Source organism: Methanolobus sp. WCC4, from assembly GCF_038022665.1.
Lineage (GTDB): Archaea > Halobacteriota > Methanosarcinia > Methanosarcinales > Methanosarcinaceae > Methanolobus.
In genome coordinates, this window is record NZ_CP150629.1 from 767,921 (window position 1) to 792,930 (window position 25,010).

General features: G+C 45.9%; 22 protein-coding genes. 14 read left to right on the plus strand and 8 right to left on the minus strand.

The annotated features are described in order from the left end of the window. Window positions 1-7 precede the first annotated feature (7 nt). From V7O63_RS03845 to V7O63_RS03860, 4 genes are read right to left on the minus strand one after another with little or no spacing between them, the layout of a single operon-like run. A complete protein-coding gene (locus tag V7O63_RS03845) occupies window positions 8-487 on the minus strand; it encodes a hypothetical protein (protein ID WP_340820203.1) in 480 nt (159 codons plus the stop codon). Next, the gene (locus V7O63_RS03850) at window positions 484-1,344 is read right to left on the minus strand and encodes a hypothetical protein (RefSeq protein ID WP_340820204.1); all 861 of its coding nucleotides are present in this window, start codon (window positions 1,342-1,344) and stop codon (window positions 484-486) included. Before V7O63_RS03850 ends, V7O63_RS03845 begins: the two co-directional genes overlap by 4 nt. Before the next feature lie 20 nt (window positions 1,345-1,364). Beyond that, on the minus strand, window positions 1,365-1,979 hold the full coding sequence (locus tag V7O63_RS03855; protein ID WP_340820205.1) for a hypothetical protein: 615 nt from the start codon (window positions 1,977-1,979) through the stop codon (window positions 1,365-1,367). 2 nt (window positions 1,980-1,981) lie between these two features. Next, complete coding sequence (locus tag V7O63_RS03860; RefSeq protein ID WP_340820206.1) at window positions 1,982-2,449, minus strand: hypothetical protein; 468 nt, start codon at window positions 2,447-2,449, stop codon at window positions 1,982-1,984. Between the two features lie 137 nt (window positions 2,450-2,586). Between V7O63_RS03860 and V7O63_RS03865 the strand changes: the two genes are divergently transcribed. The 12 genes from V7O63_RS03865 (at window position 2,587) to V7O63_RS03920 (ending at window position 20,052) form a co-directional block, all read left to right on the plus strand. Further along, the gene (locus V7O63_RS03865) at window positions 2,587-4,128 is read left to right on the plus strand and encodes an exonuclease SbcCD subunit D (RefSeq protein WP_340820207.1); all 1,542 of its coding nucleotides are present in this window, start codon (window positions 2,587-2,589) and stop codon (window positions 4,126-4,128) included. Beyond that, window positions 4,128-6,788 (plus strand): AAA family ATPase, encoded by a 2,661-nt coding sequence (locus V7O63_RS03870; RefSeq protein ID WP_340820784.1) that lies wholly within the window; start codon window positions 4,128-4,130, stop codon window positions 6,786-6,788. The genes V7O63_RS03865 and V7O63_RS03870 overlap by 1 nt, the downstream gene beginning before the upstream one ends. 137 nt (window positions 6,789-6,925) lie before the next feature. Further along, window positions 6,926-7,789 carry a hypothetical protein gene (locus tag V7O63_RS03875; RefSeq protein WP_340820208.1) on the plus strand — a complete coding sequence of 288 codons (864 nt, stop codon included), beginning with the start codon at window positions 6,926-6,928 and terminating at the stop codon, window positions 7,787-7,789. 26 nt (window positions 7,790-7,815) lie between these two features. Next, window positions 7,816-11,340, plus strand: coding sequence for a chromosome segregation protein SMC (gene smc / locus V7O63_RS03880; protein WP_340820209.1), 3,525 nt, complete (start codon window positions 7,816-7,818; stop codon window positions 11,338-11,340). Continuing rightward, on the plus strand, window positions 11,337-12,170 hold the full coding sequence (locus V7O63_RS03885; RefSeq protein ID WP_340820210.1) for a ScpA family protein: 834 nt from the start codon (window positions 11,337-11,339) through the stop codon (window positions 12,168-12,170). The genes smc and V7O63_RS03885 overlap by 4 nt, the downstream gene beginning before the upstream one ends. 27 nt (window positions 12,171-12,197) lie before the next feature. Then, window positions 12,198-13,328 carry an SMC-Scp complex subunit ScpB gene (gene scpB / locus V7O63_RS03890; RefSeq protein ID WP_340820211.1) on the plus strand — a complete coding sequence of 377 codons (1,131 nt, stop codon included), beginning with the start codon at window positions 12,198-12,200 and terminating at the stop codon, window positions 13,326-13,328. 139 nt (window positions 13,329-13,467) lie between these two features. Next, on the plus strand, window positions 13,468-14,019 hold the full coding sequence (locus V7O63_RS03895) for a TATA-box-binding protein (RefSeq protein ID WP_340820212.1): 552 nt from the start codon (window positions 13,468-13,470) through the stop codon (window positions 14,017-14,019). Window positions 14,020-14,044: 25 nt separating this feature from the next. Next, window positions 14,045-14,965 (plus strand): S-layer glycoprotein N-glycosyltransferase AglJ, encoded by a 921-nt coding sequence (aglJ, locus tag V7O63_RS03900; protein WP_340820213.1) that lies wholly within the window; start codon window positions 14,045-14,047, stop codon window positions 14,963-14,965. 294 nt (window positions 14,966-15,259) lie between these two features. Continuing rightward, entirely contained in the window at window positions 15,260-16,549 is a 1,290-nt protein-coding gene (thiC, locus tag V7O63_RS03905; RefSeq protein WP_340820214.1) for a phosphomethylpyrimidine synthase ThiC, read from the plus strand. Between the two features lie 227 nt (window positions 16,550-16,776). Next, a complete protein-coding gene (locus V7O63_RS03910; RefSeq protein WP_340820215.1) occupies window positions 16,777-17,967 on the plus strand; it encodes an iron-containing alcohol dehydrogenase in 1,191 nt (396 codons plus the stop codon). Further along, on the plus strand, window positions 17,954-19,210 hold the full coding sequence (locus V7O63_RS03915) for a PAS domain-containing sensor histidine kinase (protein WP_340820216.1): 1,257 nt from the start codon (window positions 17,954-17,956) through the stop codon (window positions 19,208-19,210). The genes V7O63_RS03910 and V7O63_RS03915 overlap by 14 nt, the downstream gene beginning before the upstream one ends. Window positions 19,211-19,272: 62 nt before the next feature. Continuing rightward, complete coding sequence (locus V7O63_RS03920; RefSeq protein WP_340820217.1) at window positions 19,273-20,052, plus strand: S-adenosyl-l-methionine hydroxide adenosyltransferase family protein; 780 nt, start codon at window positions 19,273-19,275, stop codon at window positions 20,050-20,052. A 22-nt stretch (window positions 20,053-20,074) separates the two neighbouring features. On the opposite strand, the gene V7O63_RS03925 is transcribed toward V7O63_RS03920, so the two are convergent. Next, window positions 20,075-20,719, minus strand: coding sequence for a cohesin domain-containing protein (locus V7O63_RS03925; protein WP_340820218.1), 645 nt, complete (start codon window positions 20,717-20,719; stop codon window positions 20,075-20,077). A gap of 73 nt (window positions 20,720-20,792) precedes the next feature. After that, window positions 20,793-21,767, minus strand: coding sequence for a radical SAM protein (locus tag V7O63_RS03930; RefSeq protein ID WP_340820219.1), 975 nt, complete (start codon window positions 21,765-21,767; stop codon window positions 20,793-20,795). Window positions 21,768-21,961: 194 nt separating this feature from the next. On the opposite strand from V7O63_RS03930, the gene cbiM reads away from it, so the two are divergent. Together cbiM and V7O63_RS03940 are read left to right on the plus strand one after the other, a co-directional pair. Beyond that, window positions 21,962-22,612: a cobalt transporter CbiM gene (gene cbiM / locus V7O63_RS03935; protein WP_340820220.1), complete on the plus strand. Its 651-nt coding sequence runs from the start codon at window positions 21,962-21,964 to the stop codon at window positions 22,610-22,612. Then, complete coding sequence (locus V7O63_RS03940) at window positions 22,609-22,920, plus strand: PDGLE domain-containing protein (protein ID WP_340820221.1); 312 nt, start codon at window positions 22,609-22,611, stop codon at window positions 22,918-22,920. Before cbiM ends, V7O63_RS03940 begins: the two co-directional genes overlap by 4 nt. 234 nt (window positions 22,921-23,154) lie before the next feature. On the opposite strand, the gene cbiQ is transcribed toward V7O63_RS03940, so the two are convergent. Next, a complete protein-coding gene (gene cbiQ / locus V7O63_RS03945) occupies window positions 23,155-23,961 on the minus strand; it encodes a cobalt ECF transporter T component CbiQ (RefSeq protein ID WP_340820222.1) in 807 nt (268 codons plus the stop codon). A 12-nt stretch (window positions 23,962-23,973) separates the two neighbouring features. Continuing rightward, the gene (locus V7O63_RS03950) at window positions 23,974-24,819 is read right to left on the minus strand and encodes an ATP-binding cassette domain-containing protein (RefSeq protein ID WP_340820223.1); all 846 of its coding nucleotides are present in this window, start codon (window positions 24,817-24,819) and stop codon (window positions 23,974-23,976) included. Window positions 24,820-25,010 lie beyond the last annotated feature (191 nt).

The following is a 25,010-nucleotide window of genomic DNA, read 5'->3' on the forward strand; positions in this document are numbered from 1 at the left end:
CAGTTCCTCAGGATATTATTATGGCATTGTTGCCGGAGTCGTATTGTATGGTATACTCTCCCTTCGGGCTTTGTAATGTAGTTGAAAACAGCACTGTGTTCTCTGTATAGTAGGGTACTTTTACCATTGTCTCATCCCTGCCCTGTGAAACGAACACGATATCTTTCGTACTGTTATCGAACCCAATCGAATACGGCTTCCCGGCTATCCTTTCAGGAAGAGATAGCTCATATTCCAGTTCGCCGATATCTGACCCGGAGCTGGTGGCAGTTCCAACCATTGTATCAATGGTTGCGATACGTACTGCTATATCATTGGCATGTATCTCGAACTCGTCTCTCATGACCGTTTGTTCTGCTGTGTTCATCAGGGAATAGAATGAACTGAGTATCGTTACCAATATGATAACGGTGATCGAGAATGTGAGGATGAATCCCACTGTGATGGATACTGCGCTGTCATCCTCTTTCAGGCTACGTAACTTCATGATATCCTCCCCGGTAAAGATATTGGAAGGCTGCGTGTGATACTCATGTCACTGGAATGCATGGTGACTGTAGGATTCGCAACAAAGTACCTAGCGAACATGAAAGGTTCCCCTGTTGTGAGGTTGCCTGAGAAAGTACAGTATGCTGCAGCATTACTTCCTCCGAGCACGTTGATGGAATAATCATTACCTTCTGTATAATCGTCAAAATCAAAACCCACTGACGTACTATTGTCAATCAGTTCGCCTATTATGTCTATCTGCGTGAGGCTCATCTCTCTTTGCTCGATAACTGATGACAGACCGTCTGTAACAGTGATGTTCACACTTCCGCTGGAGTTGTAGAGTTCAATGGACCAGAGGAGCCCTGTACTATTGGTTGCAGTGATCATCAGGCTGTTAGAGCTGTTCCCCAGTTTGGATACATTGCTGATCTCCATCAGGAATGTATTGGTGATATTGACATTGCTGACGATGGTCCAGTCATCTTCTCCACTGGCAAGACCATTCTGTGTCATGTATGCCTCATAAAGTGCGTAGTCCTCGAAATTGAATGTATGTCCTGTGATGGCATAGCTCTTAGAAGCCGTTTCAGCATAGGCTTCCAGTTCCTGTTCGAATGTACTGTTATCAAAAGGACCGCTTTCAGTAGCGGACTGGTATGCATTCTCGTATGCCTGTGTTGTCATCTCAAGGCCATTGGAGATATCGTAGCGTGCAGTATCAATGCTTGACTCCGATGCAATGTTACTTGCATATATCACATTGTTCAACATGATGGTGAGTACTACTATTCCTACACCTATTGCAAATCCTGCAAGGAGTAATAATTGTGCACTGTCATCAGGTCTTTTCATTTTTTCACGCTCCAGTGTTCCTACATTCTCCAGAGTGTCATTTTGACATTGACTATATTATAGAAGCCACTGCTGTTATCTGCATCAGGTATTCCTGTATTCGTCATGAATATCGATGCGTTACCGATATCATTCTCTGAAAGGACTACTTTTTTTGAGACTATTACTGCATTATCTGACGGATCACCATTGTAGATATAAGGCCGTGTGATAGTCACTCCGTCATCACTGACCCATGTGAAATGTACATTGTGCGCTATTCCTCTGGGGATGGCAATGAATTCGAACATCTCTGCGAGTGAACTGTTGGTGAGTGTTATGTTATTTGAATCCCTTGAATCATATGCAGTGCCGTTCCATACGTATTCGATGCCGTCCCAGTTCATGACATCATCCTTCAGGTCAGAGTCATGACTGAGCCCTGTATAAGAAAGGACGTTAAGCATGTCCTGGCCCATGGTCTGTAACTGGGCCTCTATGTGTGCATTAGCTGTAGATGATGTAAGGGGTGTGAGGGATGTAGCCTCCACTGCAAATACTATCACTCCTACCATGATAAGTGAAGCCATTACAGCTTCGAGTGAATGCATCTGGCCACAGGTGTCCAGCTTATTTGAAAAGATACCTTTGAACATTGTTACCACACCCTGAATGAGATGATGGCTGTCTCTCTGGCACCAGTGTCGGTATATCTCAACAGGACCACTCTTTTTGTCTGTCCGATATTAACACCCGATGGCATTTTCTTCCCTGCCATATTGATGGTCCCCGTTTCGTTCTCAAGTGTCACATTGAGGTCATATGTGATGTAGGATCCTTTCATACCCAGGTCAGTGATGGTATTTTCATAGTTGGTATCAAGTTCCGTAAGGAATGTATCTACCTTTGTACTGTTCACCATGTTTGGGACGTTCTCATCACCTTCACTGAGTATCTTTTCTACAAGGACGAGTGATGTCCTGTCGGCAACAAGGGTAACTTCATCTGAGTTGGACTGGAAAGGTGTGAATATCCCTGCAGTATAGTTGAACACAAAAGCAATTGCAAACAGGAAAATAGTGATGCTGATAAGATAATCTATAGTGATCTGTCCTTTGTTATCCATGATGCCCTCTGTATTATTAGGTCTTTATTATATAAAAAATAAATGTAATAATCTCTCTATACAATATGGCTGTGGCAATGTGCCACTCCCATTCATACCAAACAATTAAAAATCACGAAAACATATGATAATCCCTGATGGATGAGATAAGGATAGTCCACACAGGGGACACACATCTTGGATACCGGCAGTACCACAGTGATGTGCGCCGGAAGGATTTCTTCAATGCTTTTTCCAGTGTGGTGGATGATGCTATCGATATGGGTGTGGACGCTGTAGTTCATGCAGGTGATCTGTTCGATTCCAGGAATCCGACCCTTGATGATATTCTTGATGCCATGGGTCTTTTCTCAAAACTAAAAGATGCAGGTATTCCTCTGCTTGCAATTGTCGGTAACCATGAGAGCAAACAGAGCACTCAGTGGCTTGACCTTTACAGCAGCCTCGGTCTTGTGACCCGTCTTGGGCCTGAGCCTTATGTGTTGGGGGGTGTGGCAGTGTACGGTATCGACAGTGTGGCAAAGACAAAGATCCCGCTGTTCGATTACTCCATGTTCGACGGAAAAGGAACAGCTGCGCGATATAATCTGCTTGTGATGCACCAGCTTGTAAAACCCTTTGCATTCGGTGAATGGGACATCAAAGAGGTCATTGATTCAATTCCTTTCGACATCCATGCAGTGCTTCTGGGAGATAATCACAAATACGAGATCACAAAGGTGGATGATGCCTGGGTTACCTATGCAGGCAGTACTGAAAGGAACAGTACTGCTGAACGTGAACCCCGGTCATATAATATAGTGACTATTGGGGATGGCGGTATAGAGATAAGCAGGCGCACGATCGAGACCCGTGATTTCGTTTTCATACCGGTTACCCTCGCCGAAGGTTCCAATGCCCTTGATGATGTGTTCTCCACGATAAAGGAGCATGACATTACCGACAAAGTAGTATTTGTAGAACTTTCAGGCGATACCATGTCAAAGCTGGACCTCAGTGAGGTTGAGAAGTTCCTTCTGTCAAGGGGTGCGCTGGTCCCGGGAATAAAGGACCTTCGTTCTGGCGTTGACTCGCTGGCAGACTCTTCCCTGAAAGTCTCTTTCTCAGACCCTGATGATGTAGTTAAGGAAGAGATAAGGAAAATGAACCTTACATCCGGCGGTCTGCTGCTTGATGAGATAATACGTGACCCTCAGTTCGTCAAGACAAGGGTTGGTGACGAGGCGGAGGCAAAATTGGGAGAATTACTTGAAAGGATCGATTTCTCTGTCCCGGTTCCGGTCAGTTCACATGTTCCGATTGCAGACGAAGTGATGGAGAAAGAGGCCGATATTTCCGGGGAAAAGGTCGATCATGAGTTACCAGTTGATGATCAGTTTGCTCCTGATGTAGTAAAGGAAGTCTCATTGGAGATGGACGTTCCGGAGAAGCAGCCGGCTGAAACCATTGAAACTGTTGGAACCGTTGATACCGTTGAAACTTCAAAAGATGCCGTGTCTGGTCAGTTGATCAATGAAGAGAAGGACCCGGGGAGGATATCTGATGTCGATGAGGACCAAGAAGGACCTTCTGCTATCTCTCCTGAAGAGGTCGCAGGGGATGCAGAAACTTCTGATGAAGGGAAGAAAGAAGATAGTTCTGTAAAACCACGACAATATAATCTGGGTGATTACCTGTGATGCTGAAACGCCTGAAGGTCGAGAATATACGGAGCTATAAAGAGCTTGATATTGCTTTTAAGAACGGGGTTACCGTTGTCTCAGGTGTCAATGGCAGTGGTAAGTCCAGTCTGCTCGAATCATGTTTCACAGGACTCTTCGGTAGTAAGACACTGGATAAGGAGTTCGTGCTCTCTGATATCATTACAAAGGGTGCTTCAAAGGCATCCATATTGCTGGAGTTCGAGCAGAAAGGTCATGATTATTCTGTGGAGCAATCCTTCAGGAACGACCCTGAGAAGGGACGTGCTTCCAATACGAAGTCCGTCTTCAAGAAGGACGGGGAAATAATCTTCGATCAGGCAACGAGGACGTATGAGGCAGTTCACTCCCTCCTGAATATGGATGAAGAGGCTTACAGGAATTGTGTTTACATCCGTCAGGGTGAGATCGATGTCCTTATCAACTCCAAACCGAAGGACCGGCAGAAGATGATAGATGATCTTCTCCAGCTTGGTAAACTGGAGGAGTACCGTGAGAGGGCTTCAAGTGCCAGAGTGGGAGTTGGTCGACATCAGCGTGATAATGAACGACGTATAAAGGAAGTTACCGCTGAGATACTGGAAGTAGAGGACAGTGACCCTAATGGCAGGCTGGCTGCCCTGAGAACGAGGTCCAAAGACATAGATGCTGAAATGGGCTCTTTGAATGAGAAAAGGGACCGCACTCTTTCCAGAATGGATGAGGTCACAAAGAAGATCTCCGAACTGAATGAACTCGCCGGTAAAAAGGAATCTGTGGGCCAGCAGATAAAGGAACTGACCGACAGGCGTTCGAAGTCCTTCATTTCCATAGATTCCATATCAAAGGATATTCGCTCACGTAAGGAACTCCTTGAGACAAAACATACAAGAATCTCTGAGCTTGGTGTGAAGCTGGAAACCTCTCCCGGGAATATCGATGCGGTTGTCTCAAAGCTTGATACAGATGAGCGTTCTTTACGCGATGATATAGGTGAGATGAAAAGTAAACGTGCGGTCCTGGAGAAGGATGTTCTTAATATCGTTCGTTCGGTGAAGGATATCGAGAAACAGCTAAAGACCCTTGAGGATTCAGGGAAGGATATCGATTCTAAGATCAAGGCCATCCGGTCCGGGATAGAAAAGCATCTACTTAGCGTAGAGGAACTTGGGAACAAGCGTGTGGAAGTTGTTGCCAGGGTTGATTCTCTGGGTCTCAGCCTTGAAAAACTGGAGAATATCGATGATGTCCTGGACCTTGTAAATGACCAGCAGAAGCGGTTCCATGGGCTTGAGGCGGAACTCAAAGCGAAGATCTCCGAGATAAGAAAACGGCTTGAGAGGTCAAAGCAACTTCTTGATGCAGGAAAGTGCCCTACGTGCGGTCAGGACCTTAAAGGTTCATGTGTGGAGGAATCTACCGTTTCTGACAATGAGGAGATGGACAGACTGGAAGCCGAACTTTCAGAGCTTAAAGTAAAGCAGGAAGAGGCAGGGGCAAGGGTAGAGAAGGTTAAGGCGGCACGCGGTTGCAGGACCGAGATAGAGTCCATCGACAGGGATATCGTTTCAGCTAAGGAAGCTATCGAAAGGGATGAGACGCGGATAGATGAGTACAGCCTTCATATAAAGGAAGATGAAGGCAGGATAAAAGAACTGATGTCCGGGAAAGAGGCTCTTGAAAAGACCCTTGTTGAGACCAGGGAGAAGGTTCAGCAGATGGGAGAGTCCGAAGGGACTGTTCAGAAAGAGCACGCCGGTCTTCTTGAAAGTCTCGGACTTGCTCGTGAGATGCAGAAACTACTTGCAGACTCGGACCTGATCGATTCTGAGATAAAACAGATGGATGAGAAGATAACCAGCATTCAGGAAATGATCTCTCTCTTTGACGGGCAGATAGGAGAGAAGAAAGTGTCTCTGGATGAGCTCGATAAGAAGATGGGCGAGTTCGATAAGAAGGAACTCGAATCACTTAACCGGGACTACGGGTCCGCATTCAAGCTGATCAATTCAGAGATCGACAAGTTGAAGGTCGAGAAGGACGATGTCATGAAGAAGGCCGGAATGGCGGAGAATGACCGAAAACGTCTTTCAGACCTGAAAAAGAACCTGAACATCCTGAAGAACAAAGGTGAATATCTCAATGCTGTGTATTCGGATGCAGAGGAGCTTGAGAGTATGTACATACGTATACGTGCACAACTTCGTTCCAGTAATATACAGACCCTTGACAGGCTGATAAATGAGATCTTCTCTTTTATGTACTCTAACAATGCGTATTCCCATGTGATGCTGGATCCCGATTACAACCTTACCGTGTTCGAGAAGGATGGCACCGCCCTCGAACCGAAACTTCTCAGTGGCGGTGAGCGTGCTTTGTTCAATCTGGTGCTTCGCTGTGCGATCTATCGTCTGTTGTCCCTTGGAACCTCATCGAACGATGGTGCAGGACTTCCGCCTCTTATTATGGATGAGCCGACCGTTTTCCTTGACAGGGGACATGTGCACCAGTTGATAAAGCTGATCGATATGATGAGGGATATAGGGGTGGCGCAGATACTTATCGTATCCCATGACGAATCGCTTATCGATTCTGCAGACAATGTATTTGCTGTGGAGAAGGATCCGGTGACAAATACCTCCGGCATATATGCCCGGTGAGATGGATCAAATAGTTATTTATTGCTTGGAAAAGATAATATGTGCTGACCATAAGGTATATTTATACTTTTATTCATATATTAACGTGGTTTTCGCCTGAAGGCGATGAGGGACTGAATGGATCTGCGAGGCTTTTCATGAATACAGAGAACAGGGACTTTGTAATTGAACGCCTTGAGCGGCAGCTCAAGGAAAAAGAATCAGAGATAGATGATATCAAGACCAATCTCCGTGAGTCTATACTCCGAGAGATAAGAAGCGACCTTAAGACCGATCTGGATTTCCATAACCGGATCGTGGAACTCGAACGTAAGGTCCAGGCCATGAACAATAATATAAATGGTGTCATGGATGAGCTCCTTGACCAGAAGTCGATGATCCGTTCTCTGAAGGAGACACCGGTTCCAAAACCAGTAGTTGAGAAGAAGACTTCAGTGGAGATCCCTGAAAAGGATGCGCCACAAGCAACTGCAACCCCTGTTCCAAAATCAGCTCCAACACCTGCTCCTGCTCCAAAGTTATACAGGCCGGAGCCAAAACCTGTTGAGACATCACCATTACCTCCTAAAGAAGAACAAGTTCCTTCCCCATCCGCAGTCCCCTCTGCTCCTGTCAGTGCCAGACCGGCTCCCAAGGTATCAGCTCCCTCTGCAGGACCTATGAATTCAAAGGTAACCATCCGGTCCGATGAGGACGCTCCTGCAGCTCGCACACCAGTGCCATCATCGTCCAATGTACGCTTCAATGTGAGGGAGATCCCTTCAGTGAAGCCACCGGAAATGCCTGAACCTGAACACAGGTCGGAATATATCATTGCAGAGACTGATGATGAACGTCAGCTAAGGCTCTCAGGGGATTCCCGCAGAGATACCAAAAACTGTAACTATATTGTTGCAGAAGAGGACACTCCGGCATCCTGCAATGACGAGGATTCCGAGTACGAGACCGTTGAATCTCGTGAAGATGAAGATGCGGTCGTGGTCACTACACGAAGAAGATGATATTCTCATAAAAACAGAGGATTCGCGTGCATATCAAGGAACTTGAGTTCATAAACTTCAAATCTTTCGGGAAAAAGGTAAAGATACCTTTTTTTGATGGTTTCACAACCATCTCCGGTCCGAACGGCAGTGGTAAATCCAACATCATAGATGGTATCCTCTTTGTGCTCGGTCTTTCCAGTTCAAGGACACTGAGGGCTGAAAAGCTCACTGACCTTATCTACAACGGTGAAGGCTCCAAAAAACCTGACTTTGCACAGGTAACCATCCGTTTCGACAATACGGACCGTGAGATGCCATTCGATGCCGACGAGATCTCCATCACAAGGAAGATCCGCGAGACAGATTCCGGCTATTACAGTTATTTCTATTTCAATGGCAAGGCAGTGAGCCTTGGCGAAGTTCACAATTATCTTTCGAAGGCCCGTGTGACCCCCGAGGGCTATAACGTTGTGATGCAGGGAGATGTCACACGCATCATCAACATGACACCCACAGAAAGACGTAAGATCATCGATGAGATCGCAGGTGTGGCCGAGTTCGACAGTAAGAGGGACAGGGCACTCAGCGAGCTTGATATCGTGCGTGAGAGGGTGGAGAGGGTAGACATAATCATAGAAGAGGTCGGTCAGCAGCTCGGTAAGTTGAAGACCGAACGTGACCAGGCTCTCAAATACCAGTCCCTTAAAGAAGAGAAGATGAAGTTCGAGGGTTTTGTGTTGCTTGCAAAGCTCAAGGATGCAAAGACCGAACTTCTTTCCGTTGCCGATGATATCCTCGCCAAGGAGGAGGTCCTTGGTAAGCTGGAACTTGACCTTGAGACCAAACGTCTTGATGTGGAGAAGCTTGAGCAGGAACTCGAGGAGATGACCCTCAACATCCAGAGGATGGGTGAGGACGAGCAGATCCGCATAAAGAAGGAAATAGAGGGCATCAGGGGTGAGGTGTCAAGGTGTGTCGATACCATCGAGCTTTCAGAAAAGGAGATGGAAGATGTCGAATCAAGGCGAAGGAAGATCTTCGTTGAGATCGATGAGATAAAAGGTAAGATCGAGGAACTCGATTCCAGTATCTCCGAAGAGACAATGAGGAAGGAGAATATCCTTGCCGAGATGTCCGAGCGCAAGACCGAGCGCATGATCCTCCAGAGCAAGATCGCTGATGTGGATGCGAAGTTCGCCCAGACAAGGGATGAGCTCAGCACCCTCAGGTCAAAGCTCGAGACCGTTAAGGATGAGAAGAACGAACTGATGCGTCAGGAGGACCGTCTTCTTGATTCACTGAGAAGGAAGTCCGCAGAGGTAAGGGACATCGAAAGCGAGATCGCTGATGCGAAGTCAAAGGCTGAATCCTCTGACAGTGACACGAAGTCCGTTGAATATGATATAGAGAAGCTCAATGAGAAGATAGATGTCCTGACAAAGGATATCGATGACCTTGAGAACAACCGTTCCCAGTTAAAGACCATTGTAAAGGAATTCGAGGAAGAGCTTCGAAAGCACCAGAATGATTATGCAAGGATCGAGATGCGTGTGCGTGCCGCAGAGGACCACAGCAAGTATTCCAAAGCGGTTGACATGGTGATGAACGAGAAGAAGCACCACGGTCTGCCGGGAATATACGGAACCATCGCAGAACTTGGTAGTGTGGACCAGAAGTATTCCAATGCTCTGGGCATCGCTGCCGGTGGGCGTATGCAGTCAATCGTTGTCGAGACTGACGAGGATGCCTCAAGGGCCATATCCTTCCTTAAACAGAGAAGGGGAGGGAGAGCTACATTCCTGCCACTGAACAAGATGGAAGCCCGCAGGCCATATAAGGATCTTTCTGACAGGGAGGGTGTGATCGGCTATGCGATGGACCTTGTTGATTTTGACAGGAAGTTCGAGGCTGCATTCTGGAATGTCTTCAGGGACACACTTGTCGTTGATACACTTACCAATGCCCGCCGTCTTATGGGAGGCTTAAGGATGGTCACCCTTGAAGGGGAGGTCATTGAGAAGAGCGGTGCAATGGTCGGTGGATCCCAGCCGCAGAGTTCAGGTCTTTCATTTGCTGCTTCCGAGAAGGACAAGCTCGTGAAGATCGCTGAGAAGTTGACCGAGCTCGATTCAAAGCGTGCCAATGCGATCAAGAAACTGGACCAGGTGGAAGGTCATATCTCACAGATCAACCGTGAGATCCATGAGCATGACAAGGAGATATCCAGGAAGCAGGTACAGCTCGATGAGATAGAAGGCAGAGGCGAGCGCCTTACCCAGCTCATTGAGTCAAAGGGTCAGGAACTGACTGCTATCGAGGAGTCCCGCAAGGAACTCAGGGAAGAGATGGACAGGACCGTTACCCAGAAGCAGGAGAAAGAAGAGCTTGTTATCTCACTTGAGAAGGACATCGAGGTCCTCGAGAAGAAGCTTGCAGGTTCTGAGGTACCTGAACTCAACAGGCAGGCAGAACAGCTCGATGAGGAACTGAGACGTCTGGATGGTCGTGTAAGGGATATAGATTCCACATTGAATGCACTCCAGCTCAATCATGATAATGCGACCTCGAAGATCGAGGACAACAGGGAACTCATCAAGACCATGGATGAGAACAAGGCCAATCATAAGCAGCGTGTAGCTGATCTCAAGGCTAAGATATCTGAACTGGAGGGAAGCCTTAAGGAGAAACAGCAGCGTGAGGAAGAGCTTGCAGAGGAACTGAAGGAACTCCAGCAGGAGCGTGTCCGTCTCCATGACGAGCATGCTGCTGTGAAGAAGGAATATGAGAAGATAAGGGTCAGGTTCGATGACGGCAACCGTCAGATGATGGCCCTGAACGCTACAAAGGAAGCCCTCGATGAGCAGGTTACAGAACTTGCAGAGGAGATTCAGAGGCGTGGTATCGAGGAATCCGAGGAAGTCCCTAATTATGAGACGGTCCGCACAAGGATAGCTTCGATCGAGAAGGCAATGGAGCGCCTTGAGCCTGTCAATATGCGTGCCATCGATGAGTACGATGAGGTTGAGGGCAGGCTCGATGAACTGGTTACCAGGCGTGATACCCTGTCCACGGAGAGGGAGCAGATCCTTGAGCGCATAAAACAGTATGAGCAGCTCAAGAAAGATACCTTCATGGAGGCCTATGACGGTATCAATGGACCGTTCAAGGAGATATTCAATGAGCTTTCTGACGGCATAGGTGAGCTGGTACTTGATAATTATGATGATCCATTTGCAGGCGGTATGACACTGAAAGCACAGCCAAAGGAAAAGACACTGCAGCGTCTGGAAGCGATGTCTGGAGGAGAGAAGAGTCTCACTGCCCTGTCATTCGTGTTCGCTATCCAGCAGTACAGGCCTGCACCGTTCTATGCATTCGATGAGATCGATATGTTCCTTGATGGTGCCAATGCAGGCAAGGTTGCCCAGCGTGTCAAAAAGGCGGTCGCCAATGCACAGTTCATTGTCGTCTCCCTGAGAAAACCGATGATAGAGGCTGCAGAGCGCACGATCGGTGTTGCTATGCAGGAAAACAACATTACAAGCATTACGGGTGTGAAATTACGTTGAACGAAATAGCAGAAGACATGGAAGTGGTCCAGGCAGTGGATATTGCCGGGGCTACAGGTGTTTCACTACCATGCACCATCGACCCGCAGTTCATTGAGACACTGAGAGGACTCGGTGTCGCTGAGGATCATCTTGAGTTCCAGGAGGATGTTCTCAGCGAGCCTGTGGAGATCCTTATGAACCTTGCAAAGGATGGTGCTATCAATCCATGGGATATCGATATCGTCAATGTGACAGACATGTTCCTCGAACGCATCGAAGTGATGGAGATGCTGGACCTTCGCCTTTCAGGCCGCACCCTACTCTATGCAGCTATCCTTCTGCGTATGAAGTCCACCGGAATTGTCCAGGAAGAAGAGGAAGAGGAATGTTTCGATATGTTCGATGATGAACTGGACCTCTATGAGGTGGATGAATATCCTATCCCAAAACTCCCTATAAGGCGCAGGGCCACACGTCCTGTCACCCTTCAGGAACTCATAGTCGAACTGCGCAAGGCCGAGAAGGTCGAGACCAGGAGAAAGGACCGTAAGACACATCGTAAGCTGGAAGAAAGGTCTGCGGTAACCACCGATGAGGTTCTTGGTATCGCTCACGAGGAGGATATACTGGGACGTGTCAGGGATATGGATGAGATGCTTACGGAATCCTTCAGAGAGAATGAATGTATTATGCTTTCCGACCTGATGACCGATGACAGGTCAGAGAATATCATGACGTATGTATCATTACTTTTCCTTGCAACAGATAAGAAGGTCTGGCTCACGCAGAAGGAGCTTTTCGGTGAACTGTATGTCTATCCGGCAGAGCATGATATAAGGGCAGTATGAGAGTGTTTTCCAGCTTAGGGTGATAGTGTGAGCGACAATATCGATAATAATGTAAGTGACAGGGAGGTTATCGAAGCAGCACTTTTCGCTGCTGGTGGTGCGATCGATGCGGCAACCCTGGCAAAGCTTACGGGCATGAAGAAGAAACAGGTCATTCCTATAGCCCTTGGTATAGTTGAAGAGTACGCTTCAAGGGAGACAGGTATCGAGGTGATCGACCTTGGTGAACGATATGTGATGCAGGTCAAGCCCAAGTACACCGATATGGTCAGACCTTTCGCTCCAAAGGAATTGAGTGCACCGATGTTGCGCACTCTTTCCATGATAGCATATCATCAGCCTCTTATCCAGTCCGATCTTGTGGATATGAGGGGCAACTCAGCCTATGATCACATAAGGGAACTGAAGGAAAGGGGTTTTGTTGAGGCTCTGCCCCATGGAAGGACCAAGATCCTTCAAACCACTTCTCTATTTGCTGATTATTTCGGTCTGGAGTCAAATGATCCAGAACTTGTGAAGAAGAAGATCGTCGAGCTGTCACGTCTGCAGAGTGGGCAGAGCGGCCTCAACAAGTGGCTTGGCAGGAGGTTCATCGGTGTTACTCCTATGTACAGGTCCCTGATGGACCTGTGTGGTATAAGGGAATACAGGGTTATCAATGCCTATGATCCTACTGAGGAAGAACTTGATGAGCTTGAGGATGTTTACAAGCTTGTGATCTCTAAAGGTTATGCTGAGAAGGTAAGCAAGTATTATGACGGTGAGATAATCGAGGTGAGTTCCACAACATTCGATGATATCATAGATTCCATAAGGCTTCTTGAGAACGTGGGCGACACTGAGAAGGCGGAATCAAGTATCGAACTGATCGCGGACCTCAAAGAAAGGTACGCTTCAAAGGCACTTGTAATAAGTAAGAAGGTTCGTCCTGCAACAGATATGGTTGCGCGCATTGTCAGTGACCTGCGTCTGGGTGTGTCCTCTACAGGTATTGTGATAGCTCCTGATTACGGCACATCGACTGACGGGGTAGAGGTTTCGGAAGGCGCTGACATCCTGGTCCCAACTCACAAGAACCTTGATGGTGACCTTCTGGACCGGGTCTGCAGCAAATATGATGCTGTAATAGACGGACTCAGGAATTTTGAGGATAGCTGAACGAAAGTGGAGTTGATGTAAATTTTTGCATTATCTTTGTTATTTCGTGACGTCCTTAAAAACCTATATAAATAAGAGGGTATAAGTTTATATACTGATTTGTTGAATATAAGCCCGCTTTAAATATGAGGATTATACTATGTCAGATTACAACATCAAAATTGAAAATGTGGTCGCATCTACCAAGCTTGCAGAGGAGTTCGATCTTACAAAGATAGAAGCTGAATTCGAGGGTGCTGAATATAACAAGCAGAAGTTCCCCGGACTTGTATATCGTGTCTCTGACCCAAAAGCAGCATTCCTTGTCTTCACATCCGGTAAGGTAGTATGTACCGGTGCAAAGAATGTGGATGATGTTCACACTGTCATAGGTAACATGGCAAAGAAGCTCAACGGTATCGGTATTAAGACCATCGAGAACCCTGAGATCACCGTACAGAACATCGTGGCATCAGCTGATCTTCAGGCAGTACTGAACCTCAATGCTATTGCTATCGGACTTGGTCTTGAGAACATCGAATATGAGCCGGAGCAGTTCCCTGGTCTTGTTTACCGTATCGATGACCCAAAGGTCGTTGTTCTTATCTTCAGTTCAGGAAAGCTTGTGGTCACCGGCGGAAAATCCCCTGAGAACTGTGAGCAGGGTGTTGAGGTCGTAAGACAACAGCTCGACAGCATGGGTCTGCTTTAAGACCTTTCATTTCTATTTTGTATCAATGACTAATGATAATGTCTGTATTCTGTTGCCCACTCTTAATGAAGAGGCTACCGTAGGTCAGGTCATCAGGGACTTCCGTTCAGAGGGCTTTGACAATATAATGGTCATAGACGGCAACAGCAAGGACAGGACACGCGAGATAGCCGAGGCTGAAGGTGCAAGGGTAGTGGTCCAGACCGGGAAGGGCAAAGGGCAGGCAATAAAGCAGGCCTTTGATCTTATCGAAGAGGACTATGTCGTCATGGCAGACGGCGACGGCACCAATCTTGCAAAGGATGTCCATGCGGTGCTTGGCCCTGTACTGGAAGGAAAGGCCGACCATGTGATGGGGAACAGGCTGGTGGACTATGAGAAGGGAGCATTTACCAGGCTCAACCTGATAGGGAACAAGCTGATCAACAAGATGTTCGGAATGGCCTATGGTGTCTGGCTCGATGATATTCTCACAGGCTATCGTGCTTTCAACAGAAAAGCGATAAAGTCGTTCGAACTGAAAAAGATGGGATTCGAGGTTGAGTCTGAGATCACAATTGAAAGTGTGAAGAAGGACCTGCGTATCGAGGAAGTCCCGACAACCTATCTGGCAAGACATTCGGAAGGTGCCACCAAGCTGAATCCGCTCAAGGATGGATGGAGGATCGGTTCTACCATTTACAAGATGGCCAGACTTCACAATCCCATGTTCTATTTTGGCATCATTGGCGGAGCTTTCATCCTGGCGGGTCTGTTTACCGGTACATATGTGGTTGTTGAGTGGTTCCATGGTGTCACACGTATCCCCATGACGATCCTCACTGCACTACTGATCATTGCAGGTTTCCAGATGTTCGTTTTTGGTATGCTGAGTGATCTGGTGGTAGCTCTTCACAGGGAGAACATGCGCATTTTAAGGAAGATCGATGAAAGTAAGAAGGAATGATCCTTCTTCATTCTCAGGCTTTCATCCTTACTTTGTTCACAGTGAGAATTCTATTTGTGAAGACAAATTAATTTGTTCTACATAGCGGGCATTATTGTAACAGGCACTCTCTGTGTTATTTATTAGTGTCTATGGTTCGCGATTTAATAGTGTATTTACTTTTATATTGTCAGAACAGTTAAACATAAAATTATTATCTGTAAAGTTAACTTGACTTTATCTAAAGTTAATTTTTCGACAAACATTATATACCATCTGGTTATTGTAAGTTACATCCAAACTTGAGGTATAAACATGACAATAGTTACAGATGCAAAAAATGGTAAGATCACAGAAGAGATGAAGATCGTTGCCCAGAACGAAGGTAAAGACCCTGAATTCATCAGACGTGGTATCGCAGCAGGAAGAATTGTAATCCCAATGACCCCATACAGGGACATCAAGATATGTGGTATTGGTGAAGGCTTAACCACAAAGGTTAATGCATCCATCGGTGCATCATCAGACATTGTTGACCTTGACATGGAAGTAAAGAAAGCACAGGCTGCTGAAGCCGCTGGTGCAGACACACTTATGGAGCTCGGTACAGGTGGAGACTTCCTTGGTATCAGGAAAGCAGTCTGTGACTCAATTTCCCTTCCAGTAGGTTCAGTACCACTCTATCAGGCATTCATCACCGCAGCAAAGAGAGACGGTTCCATTGTCCACATGACAGAGGACGACCTCTGGTATGCAACCGAGGAGCAGGCAAAGCTCGGTACAAACTTCATGGCTATCCACACAGGTATCAACAACATTGTCCTTGACAGGTTGAAGTCACACGGCAGATACGGTGGTCTCTGTTCCCGTGGCGGTGCATTCATGAGCACATGGATGCTGCACAACGAGAAGGAAAACCCACTTTACGCAGACTTTGACTACCTCTGTGAGATCCTCAAGGAACACGAAGTCACCCTTTCAACAGGTAACGGAATGCGCGCAGGAGCGGTCCACGACGCAACCGACAGGGCACAGGTCCAGGAGCTCATCATCAACTCCGAGTGCGCAGAGAAAGCACACGACAAATACGACCTTCAGGTAATCGTAGAAGGACCAGGTCACGTACCACTTGATCAGGTAGAGATGAATGTCAAGCTCATGAAGGCAATGAGCAACAGAAAACCATTCTACATGCTCGGTCCACTGGTATCAGACATCGGTGCAGGCCGTGACCACATCGTAACAGCGATCGGTGCATCAGCTTCCGCAGCAGCAGGCTGTGACTTCCTCTGTTACGTAACACCAGCAGAACACCTTGCACTTCCAAACCTTGAAGATGTTGTTGAAGGTGTCAAGACATCAAAGATTGCAGCACACGTCGGTGACATGGTCAAATACCCGGACACAGCTCGTGATGTTGACCTCGCAATGGGCAGAGCACGCGCAAAACTTGACTGGGAGGAACAGTACAAGTACGCACTCGACCCAGAACTTGCAAGAGCAACCAGGGACAGCAGATCACCAGGCGACGAAGACGCATGTACCATGTGCGGTGACTTCTGCGCTCTTAAGATCGTTAACGCAAACTACGACCTTTGCAAGTAATGCCCCTGGCATTATCTTGCTTCTTTTACCTTTCTTTTTTTCTTTGCTTTTCTTATCTCTTTTTTTGGTAAACAAGTCTCTCTCTATTGAATTGTTCAAAAGGGCCGTAGTGAGATAACATTTTTATAATCTTATAGCCCACTTTATTATGTGGGTTCAATGGTGGTTGATCGATGAAGGATCTTCTACCTACATATATGTTATATGCAAATGACAGGGGTAGTGGTATGGCCACGTTAGACGCTGATAGAGCAATTGATGTTATTCATGGAACTCTTCCTATTCGGAAATTCTCAGCACCTGAGATAATAATGGGCGATGGCTCCCGGAATCTCGTAGGCCAGTATGTTCTCAGTCTGTCTGGAAAAAATGTATTTCTTGTCAGTGACCCCGGTATTTTTAAGGCAGGTTGGGCCGGAGAGGTTATAGGCGAGTTGGAATCTTCAGGTATCAATGTCGTGGTCTATGATGGCGTATCTCCAAACCCGAAGTCCTCGGAAGTAATGCGGGGTGCGGAGGTTTATGAGGAGGCAGGTTGTGACCTGATAGTTTCTGTGGGGGGTGGTAGTTCCATGGACTGTGGTAAGGCTATAGGTGCTGTAGTCTCCAATCAGTGTGATGTTCTGGAACTGGAAGGGATCGATGAGGTGGTAATGCCTGCTCCTCCTTTCATATGTATACCTACGACCGCAGGTTCTTCTGCTGACGTGTCCCAATTCGCTATTATCAATGACGAACAGAAGAAACGTAAGTTTGCCATAATCAGTAAGACTATGATCGCGGACCTGGCACTCGTCGATCCGGAAACCACAGTCACTATGGATCCTGAACTGACCGCAACAACAGGAATAGATGCCCTTAGTCATGCTTTTGAGGCATATGTTTCAAATGCATCTTCTGTAATTACCGATATGTATGCTCTGGAGGCTGTTAAACTGGTAGCAGAATATCTTCCAAAAGCATATGGTGAACCTGACAACCTAATGTTCAGGGATAAGGTTATGCTTGGAAGTATGTATGCAGGTCTGGCATTCTCCAACGCCAGCTTGGGTCTGGTGCATGCTATGGCACATAGTCTTGGAGGTTACAATGATTCTCCTCATGGTGAATGTAATGCACAGCTCCTGGAACATGTGGTTGCCTTCAATTATTCTCATGCAGAGGCAAAATATAGGGATCTTGAAGCCGCTATGTCCGGTAAGGTGCCATCAAAGAACAGCGGTCCGGATGGTCTGATACGTGAACTGCGAAATATGACTTCCGAGCTGGATATAGTTCCGGGATTATGTCATATGGGTGTAAAAGAGGATGACCTTGAGTATCTAAGTGAGAATGCATATGTGGATCCATGTCTGGCAACCAATCCCTGTCCTGCAACAAAAAAGGATATAGAGAGAATCTATCATGAATCACTCTGAAGACGATGACAGGCAGGATATTATTAGAAAGAAGATCATCGGACTGGGGGATACTTCCCATCGTAAAAGCTACTATCCCCAGCTAAAGGAACAGATACGTGAGCTTAATGTCACCATGCGTGCGTTGCGTGAGAGTGAAGAAAAGTACAGGACATATGTAACGGTCTCTCCTTATCCTATTCTTGTATTGGATCATCGCGGTGATTTCATTGATGTGAATCCGGCAGCTTGTAAGGTGACTGGTTATTCCAGAGAAGAGATGCTTCAGATGAATATTTCTGATTTCATACTTCCGGCAAGACATGAGAACTATCTGCGGTCATTTAAACAGCTACATGACGAAGGCAAGTTATCAGGGGAGTTCCCATTTCTAAATAAGGGTAATGGGGTATTCTACATGGAACTCCATGCTGTTTCTATTCCTGATGATCGTTTCCTTGCAATATGCATGGATGTAACTGAAAAGAAAAGGTTCCAGGAGGATCTCTTAAAGGCAAAGATAACTGCAGAGAATGCAAACCGTACTAAAACAGAGTTCCTTGCCAATATGAGCCATGAACTGCGGACCCCATTGAATTCAATAATTGGATTCTCGGATATGCTTCTTGAAGGGCTCACAGGAGAGATGAACGATAAGCAATCCCGTTACATAAGGAATATCTCCCAGAGTGGGAAACATTTACTGAGCATCATCAACGAGATACTGGATATTTCCAGGATCGAGTCCGGAAATATGAAATTACACAAAGAAGACATTCATATTGACGAGGTCTATGAGGATATTTATTCTACATTTAAGAATATTGCAGATGCTAAAGGTCTTCTTCTGGAATTGTCCACTGATCAGAAAGATAGGTGTGTATGTGCCGATAAGGCAAAGCTAAAACAGATACTTTTCAATCTTGTCAGCAATGCCATTAAATTCACTGATAGCGGTGGATCAGTTAAAGTGACTGCAGATATTAAAGATGGTTTTGTACATATCTCTGTAACTGATACGGGAATCGGCATTGATATGGATGATCTTGGGAAGATCTTTACTCCATTCGTGCAACTGGATTCTTCGGAAGCAAGAAAATATCAGGGTACCGGGCTTGGCCTGGCACTTTCAAAGGAGCTTATCGAGTTACATGGTGGGGCAATATGGGTTGAAAGTGAACCCGGGAAAGGAAGTATCTTCACTTTTACCCTGCCTTTGTGTGAAACCTGTGAATTCGGGTTATCGAATGTTCAGCTCAAATAATGTGGGATAGGGTCAGTCCATCCGGAGTACATATTTATATTAAAATTTACAAAATCCTTATTATGTCTATAATCACTCTCACCACAGATTTCGGATCGCTATATCCTGCATCCATGAAAGGTGTCATATTAAGTATAGACCCTGATGCCACTATTGTCGATATCACTCATTCCATACCCCCTACTGATATTCAGGCAGGTGCTCTTGCAATGCATTCTGTTGTAAGGTATTATCCTCAGGGGACGATACATGTTGGTGTCATCGACCCGGGTGTTGGTACGGAAAGAAAGGCTATAGTGGTTCGTGCGGGTGGGCAATATCTTGTAGGACCTGACAATGGGCTCCTCATGCCTGCGGCAAAGCTTCTGGGAGATATGGAGGTATATGAGATAAGTTCAGATATCCTTCCGGATGAAGTATCATCTACTTTCCATGGCAGGGATATCTTTGCTCCGGTGGCCGCACACATCTCAAAAGGAATGGGACTTAAGGAGATCGGGAAGCCTGTGGATGAATATGTGACCCTCGATATTTCGGGTTATGAGATAGAGAAGGATTTCATAAGGACCAGGGTTGTGTACATTGATAGTTTTGGAAACATCATCACCAATGTTCCCGGGGATGAACTGATGAGAAGTGTACAGCAGGGCGCAATACTCTCTATTGCCGGACGTCAGATGCCATTTCTGAGCACCTATGGTGAGGTTACCAGAGGAAAGTTACTTTCACTTGTAGGAAGCCATGGTTTTCTGGAGGTCGCCCTTAACCAGGGCAGTGCAGCAAAGCTGCTGCATCTTGATAATGGAAATGAGATAACGATCGGGATACTTGGCGGTCAATGACTACCGTATCCTTCAATGACCCTTATCTTCTTTTAATGAAGTATATGCACATCAGGGCAAATACAAGCGGGACAAGTGTGTTCTGTCCTGTCTGCTGACTATCTGATGTAGCTTCTATTTCTTCCTGTTCTTCAGCAATGATCTCGGCATCACCTATGGCTAACATTGCATTGTTGATGTTTACAGGGAGCTTTTCTCCTGCAGAATTGGTGAGGATCACATTCTTCATCTCAACCTCAGTTACTCCAGATATTTCCTTTGAACTGAAAGTGATGGTTGCAAAGGTTCCTGGATCAAGTGGCATATCGTTTCCCAGGATCGCACAATAGACACCGTTTACAATACCTGCATCATTGTCAATGGTTCCCCTGGAGAATATGGTGCTTTTTCCACTCTGCTTGAAGATATCTCCCTCAGTGATAGAGGTGATACTGATGAGGTCGGGGTCGTAGGATAATTCCAGTTCGGCACCTGATGTATTTACATCAGGTGTTATTACAATATCAAGTGTGAATTCTGCATTTTCCTCGACTTTCAGCTGTACCGGGGAGAACTCAATGGTAGATTCGGCACTTGCAGTGCATGCAAATGACAATACGACAAAAGTTACAATAAAAGTGAACAAAGCGATGTTTATTAATGATCTTATATCTCGGGTTCCGGACATCATAACCACCTTTCAATTATTATTTGATGGTTTGATCCTATTAAATATATCGCTTCATAATAAATGTGGGCCATCACATCCATTCATAGTGCTGTGCTACTTCCAGGTTGAAATTATACATGAGACTGTTCTCTACGTAACCAAAGAAAAGACATTTCCTGCAGTTGTGTGCCATATCCTTCCGTAGCTTCTTCGTGTTCTCCCATACATTGGCTATTCCGTCATCTATATGCCCTATTGGTGTTCGATTCACCCTGCAGTTCTCAATACTTCCGTCTGCTGTCACATCCAGTATTATATCGTTAGCATGGCATGTGAACTCTGTCCTGAGATCACGGACCATTCTCAGGTATGTGTAGGAATTGATGATCGGGTAACCCTCCTTTTTCATCTCCATGATCCTGTCCACTGTCCTGCGGTATTTCTCCATATCCCTTATTCCCATGTCGTTCCATGTGTCACTTTCAATTCCCTGGAATTCGTACATGGGCTCGAATGAGATCTTCACATCCAGTTCCTTTGTCATGGTGATCAGTTCTTCAATATCATCGAGGTTCTTCCCGCTGATGACACAGTTCAGCAGAAGCGGGTTCTTGATAACCTCTCGTGCTTTCACGATGCCCGGCATGATCCTGTCAAGGCTGATACCTCTTATGTCCTTATAACTGGAGGTGCCATCCACAGAAACTGAGAGATAGTCAAGGTCCTTCAGTTCATCTATCCTCTTTTCCAGCAGCAGGCCATTGGTGATGAGCGAGGTAATCATTCCCAGTTGTTTTGCATGGGCCAGTATCTCAGGCAGATCCTCCCTCAAAAGAGGCTCTACTGTCCATGCATTGTAGACGAGTATTCCAAAGCCTCTTGCTTCTTCAAGGAGCCTGAATATATTTTCAAGTTCCATTTCCTCCCCTTCAGTTTTCCAGTATTCGCAAAAAGAGCATTTCATGTTGCATCTGGAATTGATAGCATGTGACAGTACAAAGGGTCTTTTTCTTATCCGCATTTGCCAGACAGCCTTTGCTGCAATGAGGGGTGAGTATTTTGCCATGGTGTTCTATCCGTTCTATCACTTTCTCTTTTATATATCTTGGTTTTGTCCGGCTGAGTTTCTACAAAAAATGAGTAATACGTTTTTTGATAATGTTAGTTCATTAAGTATATATACATCCTATTACGTATCCACAAGTGTTACGAAAATTAATAATTTTCACATCACTGGTCATAACATCATGAGGAGTTAAAATGCATATACCTGATTCATTCATACCAATGGGACAGGCTATCATCTACTGGGTGATCGCTCTGCCTTTCATATTCATGTCCCTTAAATGGGCAAGAAAAGAACTTGACGACATGAAAGTACCTATCCTTGCTGCACTTGCGGCAGGTATTTTTGCCATACAGGCACTCAACATCCCAATAGGCATGGGAACCAGCGGGCACATGGTCGGTGCTGCACTTGTAGCTATCATATTCGGTAGTCCCTGGGCCGGTGTTCTCGTACTTACACTCGTCCTGCTGGTACAGGGCTTTGTCTTTGGTGATGGTGGCATAACAACAATGGGTGCAAATATCTTTAATATGGGTGTTATTTCCGGTTTTGTAGGATACTATACCTTTGCAGCAGTAAAGGATATGGCTGGAATAAAGACTGCTTCCTTTGTAGGGGCATGGCTTGGATTGTTTGTGTCCGCACTTGCATGTGCTATTGAGATGTATGCTGCAGGAACCTTCCCTCTGGAAGCAGGACTTGCAGCAATGGGTCTTTACCACCTTATAATCGGATTCATTGGCGAAGGTCTTATCACTGCTATAGTCATCACTGCCATAGGAAAAGCAAGACCTGATCTGCTGGATTCATCCGTTACCAGCACAAAAGGGGTAGGAGCATGAGTGTGACCGTCAGTAAAGGTATGAATATGAAGTTCCTCTACGCAGGAATTGCAATTGCTTTACTTATATCTGTACTTGCACCTTTCCTTGCATCCCCTGACCCGGATGGACTGGAAAGTGCTGCTGGTGGTGTTATAGATGAAGCTACATTCGCTGAAATGGAAGAAGCAGCTCCTTTTGTAGAGTCTCCTATGCCTGACTATGCCATTGAAGGCCAGGGCAAGATGGGTGAGGTCCTTGCTATAGTGGTTGGTACCCTTCTGGTGCTGGGCATTAGTTTTGGACTCGGGAAACTTGCAAAGAAATAACTTCCTTTCCTTCTTTTTCATTTCTCTTTTTTTTTGACTCTGTATAATCCTCTACTTTGTTATAGATCACAGTTGCACGCAGATGAATACAGGTGTGACAAAAAGGAATCTTACCTGCGAAACGTTTCTTTATCAGGCATCAAACTTCGGTATGAGGAAAGTGTATCTGTGATTGCCTGCGACCATAGTTGAAATCTCATTGACATCTGTGATCTCTAAAGGCCATTTATTTGATCAGGACACAAAAGCCAGCAATAATATGCCGATCGTTATTATTGAAAAAAGAATATCTGTGTTTTTGATGCTGTTCTTGTGAACATATACTTTCTCAGCACTGGAATATCCTCTGCAGAGCATGCTTATGTATGTCCTTTCTCCCTGTTCGTAGGAGCGGATGAAAAGTGAGCTTATGGTGTAGGCCACCTGTTCAAGTATCCATCTGCGTGGTACGTCCTTGTTCCATATGTAGAACAGGCGTGTCTTCTGGGCGACCCTTATACGTTTGAGTATTATCCAGAATACGAAAAGGTACCTCACCATCATTGACAATATCAGGGTGAACTCTGCCGGCATACCAAGGCGTCTGGCCGAAGTGACCATGTCATTCATCTTCATAGTGGAGGACATGAGTACGATGGCTGTTATGCAGACGGTATATTTTGCAAGTAGTACCATTCCGAAGAATATGCCTTCATACGTCAGGGTGATTCCCAGTGGAAGGTCAAGTGGGTATACTGTAAATGATCCGATGAATGGCTGCCTGACAAAGGGTTGGATTATCACGATAGCAAGCCCGAAGGGCAGTATCGACAGGAACCTTGCAATAGTATATACAGGGTTCAGGCGTGCAATTGCCATGAGTGTGATAAGGTATATCTCAAGGATCGCAAGTTTCATGAAGTTAGCTTCATCCATGCGTGGGAGACTGACCGCGAAGACAATGATCGCGATGGTAGCGAGTATTTTCACTCTTCCGTCAAGTCTGTGGACAGGGCTATCCTTGTATGCTTCCCTTTCAATATCTGTAAGTGTGATCTCCATGGGCAGACCTTTTTAGTTCCTGTTCTCGACCAGTCGGATTATCTCATCCCTTGCATCCCGGGGAGTTATCTTTATATCGGCATCCATGCCGGATTCCTGTAGTAGTTCGAACACTTCTGCAATGCGTGGCATTCTCAGGTGTGCGTTCTCAAGGATCTCGTGTTTCTTGAATATCTCTCTGGCTGTTCCGCTGGCTTCGATCCTGCCATGGTGCATGATATGGACGATATCTGCAAAAAGAGGAACTATGTCTACATCATGTGTCGAGAGGATTACAGTTATGCCGAATTTTTTGTTCATGCCGTCAATTATCTTCATGATATTCTCGGCACTTAATGGATCAAGTCCTGCTGTGGGTTCGTCCAGTACTACGACTTCAGGCTGCATTGCCAGCACTCCGGCGATTGCTACAAGCTTCTTCTGACCACCACTGAGGTGGTGTGGAGAACGTTCCTCGAAACCTGAAAGGTTCACAAGTTCCAGTGCCTCCTTTACTCTTCTTTCTACCTCTTCCTCGCCCAGTCCCATGTTAATGGGGCCGAATGCCACATCCTGTTCGATGGTAGGTGCAAGTATCTGGTCGTCAGGATTCTGGAACACTATCCCTACGGTCTGGCGAACCTTCCTGATATTCTTCTTCGATATCTGTTCTCCTTTTACAAGTATCTCGCCGGATGCAGGCTTGAGTATGCCGTTAAGATGCTTGAAAAGGGTGGATTTACCGGCACCGTTGGCTCCGAGGATGGCTATCTTCTTTCCGGAGTGTATATCGAGGTCGATGTTGTCAAGAGCTTTTGTCTTGCTACTTGCGTAGAAATAGGATACTCCTTTGAGCTGGACGATAGGTTTTTCGGTCATTGTGGTCACATACAGGTATCTCAACCGGCCAAAAAGCCTGTTTTTGACAGGAAGTTTTTCATTCTACATAAGAATCCTGTTATAAATACTTGTTTGGTGTTAACAAACAGTAATATTTTTTTATTTATTTTATCTAACAGTAACTCTTTTCTTAATTCGCTTCTGCTTTGCAGGAAACAAGAATTATTAGA

What these genes read in the sequence shown, in the direction of transcription:
- V7O63_RS03910 (WP_340820215.1), top strand. Translation starts at nt 16,777, where the DNA reads ATGGCCACGTTAGACGCTGATAGAGCAATTGATGTTATTCATGGAACT.
- V7O63_RS03865 (WP_340820207.1), top strand. Translation starts at nt 2,587, where the DNA reads ATGGATGAGATAAGGATAGTCCACACAGGGGACACACATCTTGGATAC.
- V7O63_RS03860 (WP_340820206.1), bottom strand. Translation starts at nt 2,449, where the DNA reads ATGGATAACAAAGGACAGATCACTATAGATTATCTTATCAGCATCACT.
- V7O63_RS03925 (WP_340820218.1), bottom strand. Translation starts at nt 20,719, where the DNA reads ATGTCCGGAACCCGAGATATAAGATCATTAATAAACATCGCTTTGTTC.
- V7O63_RS03870 (WP_340820784.1), top strand. Translation starts at nt 4,128, where the DNA reads ATGCTGAAACGCCTGAAGGTCGAGAATATACGGAGCTATAAAGAGCTT.
- V7O63_RS03920 (WP_340820217.1), top strand. Translation starts at nt 19,273, where the DNA reads ATGTCTATAATCACTCTCACCACAGATTTCGGATCGCTATATCCTGCA.
- aglJ (WP_340820213.1), top strand. Translation starts at nt 14,045, where the DNA reads ATGACTAATGATAATGTCTGTATTCTGTTGCCCACTCTTAATGAAGAG.
- V7O63_RS03895 (WP_340820212.1), top strand. Translation starts at nt 13,468, where the DNA reads ATGTCAGATTACAACATCAAAATTGAAAATGTGGTCGCATCTACCAAG.
- V7O63_RS03855 (WP_340820205.1), bottom strand. Translation starts at nt 1,979, where the DNA reads ATGTTCAAAGGTATCTTTTCAAATAAGCTGGACACCTGTGGCCAGATG.
- V7O63_RS03940 (WP_340820221.1), top strand. Translation starts at nt 22,609, where the DNA reads ATGAGTGTGACCGTCAGTAAAGGTATGAATATGAAGTTCCTCTACGCA.
- cbiM (WP_340820220.1), top strand. Translation starts at nt 21,962, where the DNA reads ATGCATATACCTGATTCATTCATACCAATGGGACAGGCTATCATCTAC.
- thiC (WP_340820214.1), top strand. Translation starts at nt 15,260, where the DNA reads ATGACAATAGTTACAGATGCAAAAAATGGTAAGATCACAGAAGAGATG.
- V7O63_RS03950 (WP_340820223.1), bottom strand. Translation starts at nt 24,819, where the DNA reads ATGACCGAAAAACCTATCGTCCAGCTCAAAGGAGTATCCTATTTCTAC.
- V7O63_RS03930 (WP_340820219.1), bottom strand. Translation starts at nt 21,767, where the DNA reads ATGGCAAAATACTCACCCCTCATTGCAGCAAAGGCTGTCTGGCAAATG.
- V7O63_RS03875 (WP_340820208.1), top strand. Translation starts at nt 6,926, where the DNA reads ATGAATACAGAGAACAGGGACTTTGTAATTGAACGCCTTGAGCGGCAG.
- V7O63_RS03915 (WP_340820216.1), top strand. Translation starts at nt 17,954, where the DNA reads ATGAATCACTCTGAAGACGATGACAGGCAGGATATTATTAGAAAGAAG.
- cbiQ (WP_340820222.1), bottom strand. Translation starts at nt 23,961, where the DNA reads ATGGAGATCACACTTACAGATATTGAAAGGGAAGCATACAAGGATAGC.
- V7O63_RS03850 (WP_340820204.1), bottom strand. Translation starts at nt 1,344, where the DNA reads ATGAAAAGACCTGATGACAGTGCACAATTATTACTCCTTGCAGGATTT.
- V7O63_RS03845 (WP_340820203.1), bottom strand. Translation starts at nt 487, where the DNA reads ATGAAGTTACGTAGCCTGAAAGAGGATGACAGCGCAGTATCCATCACA.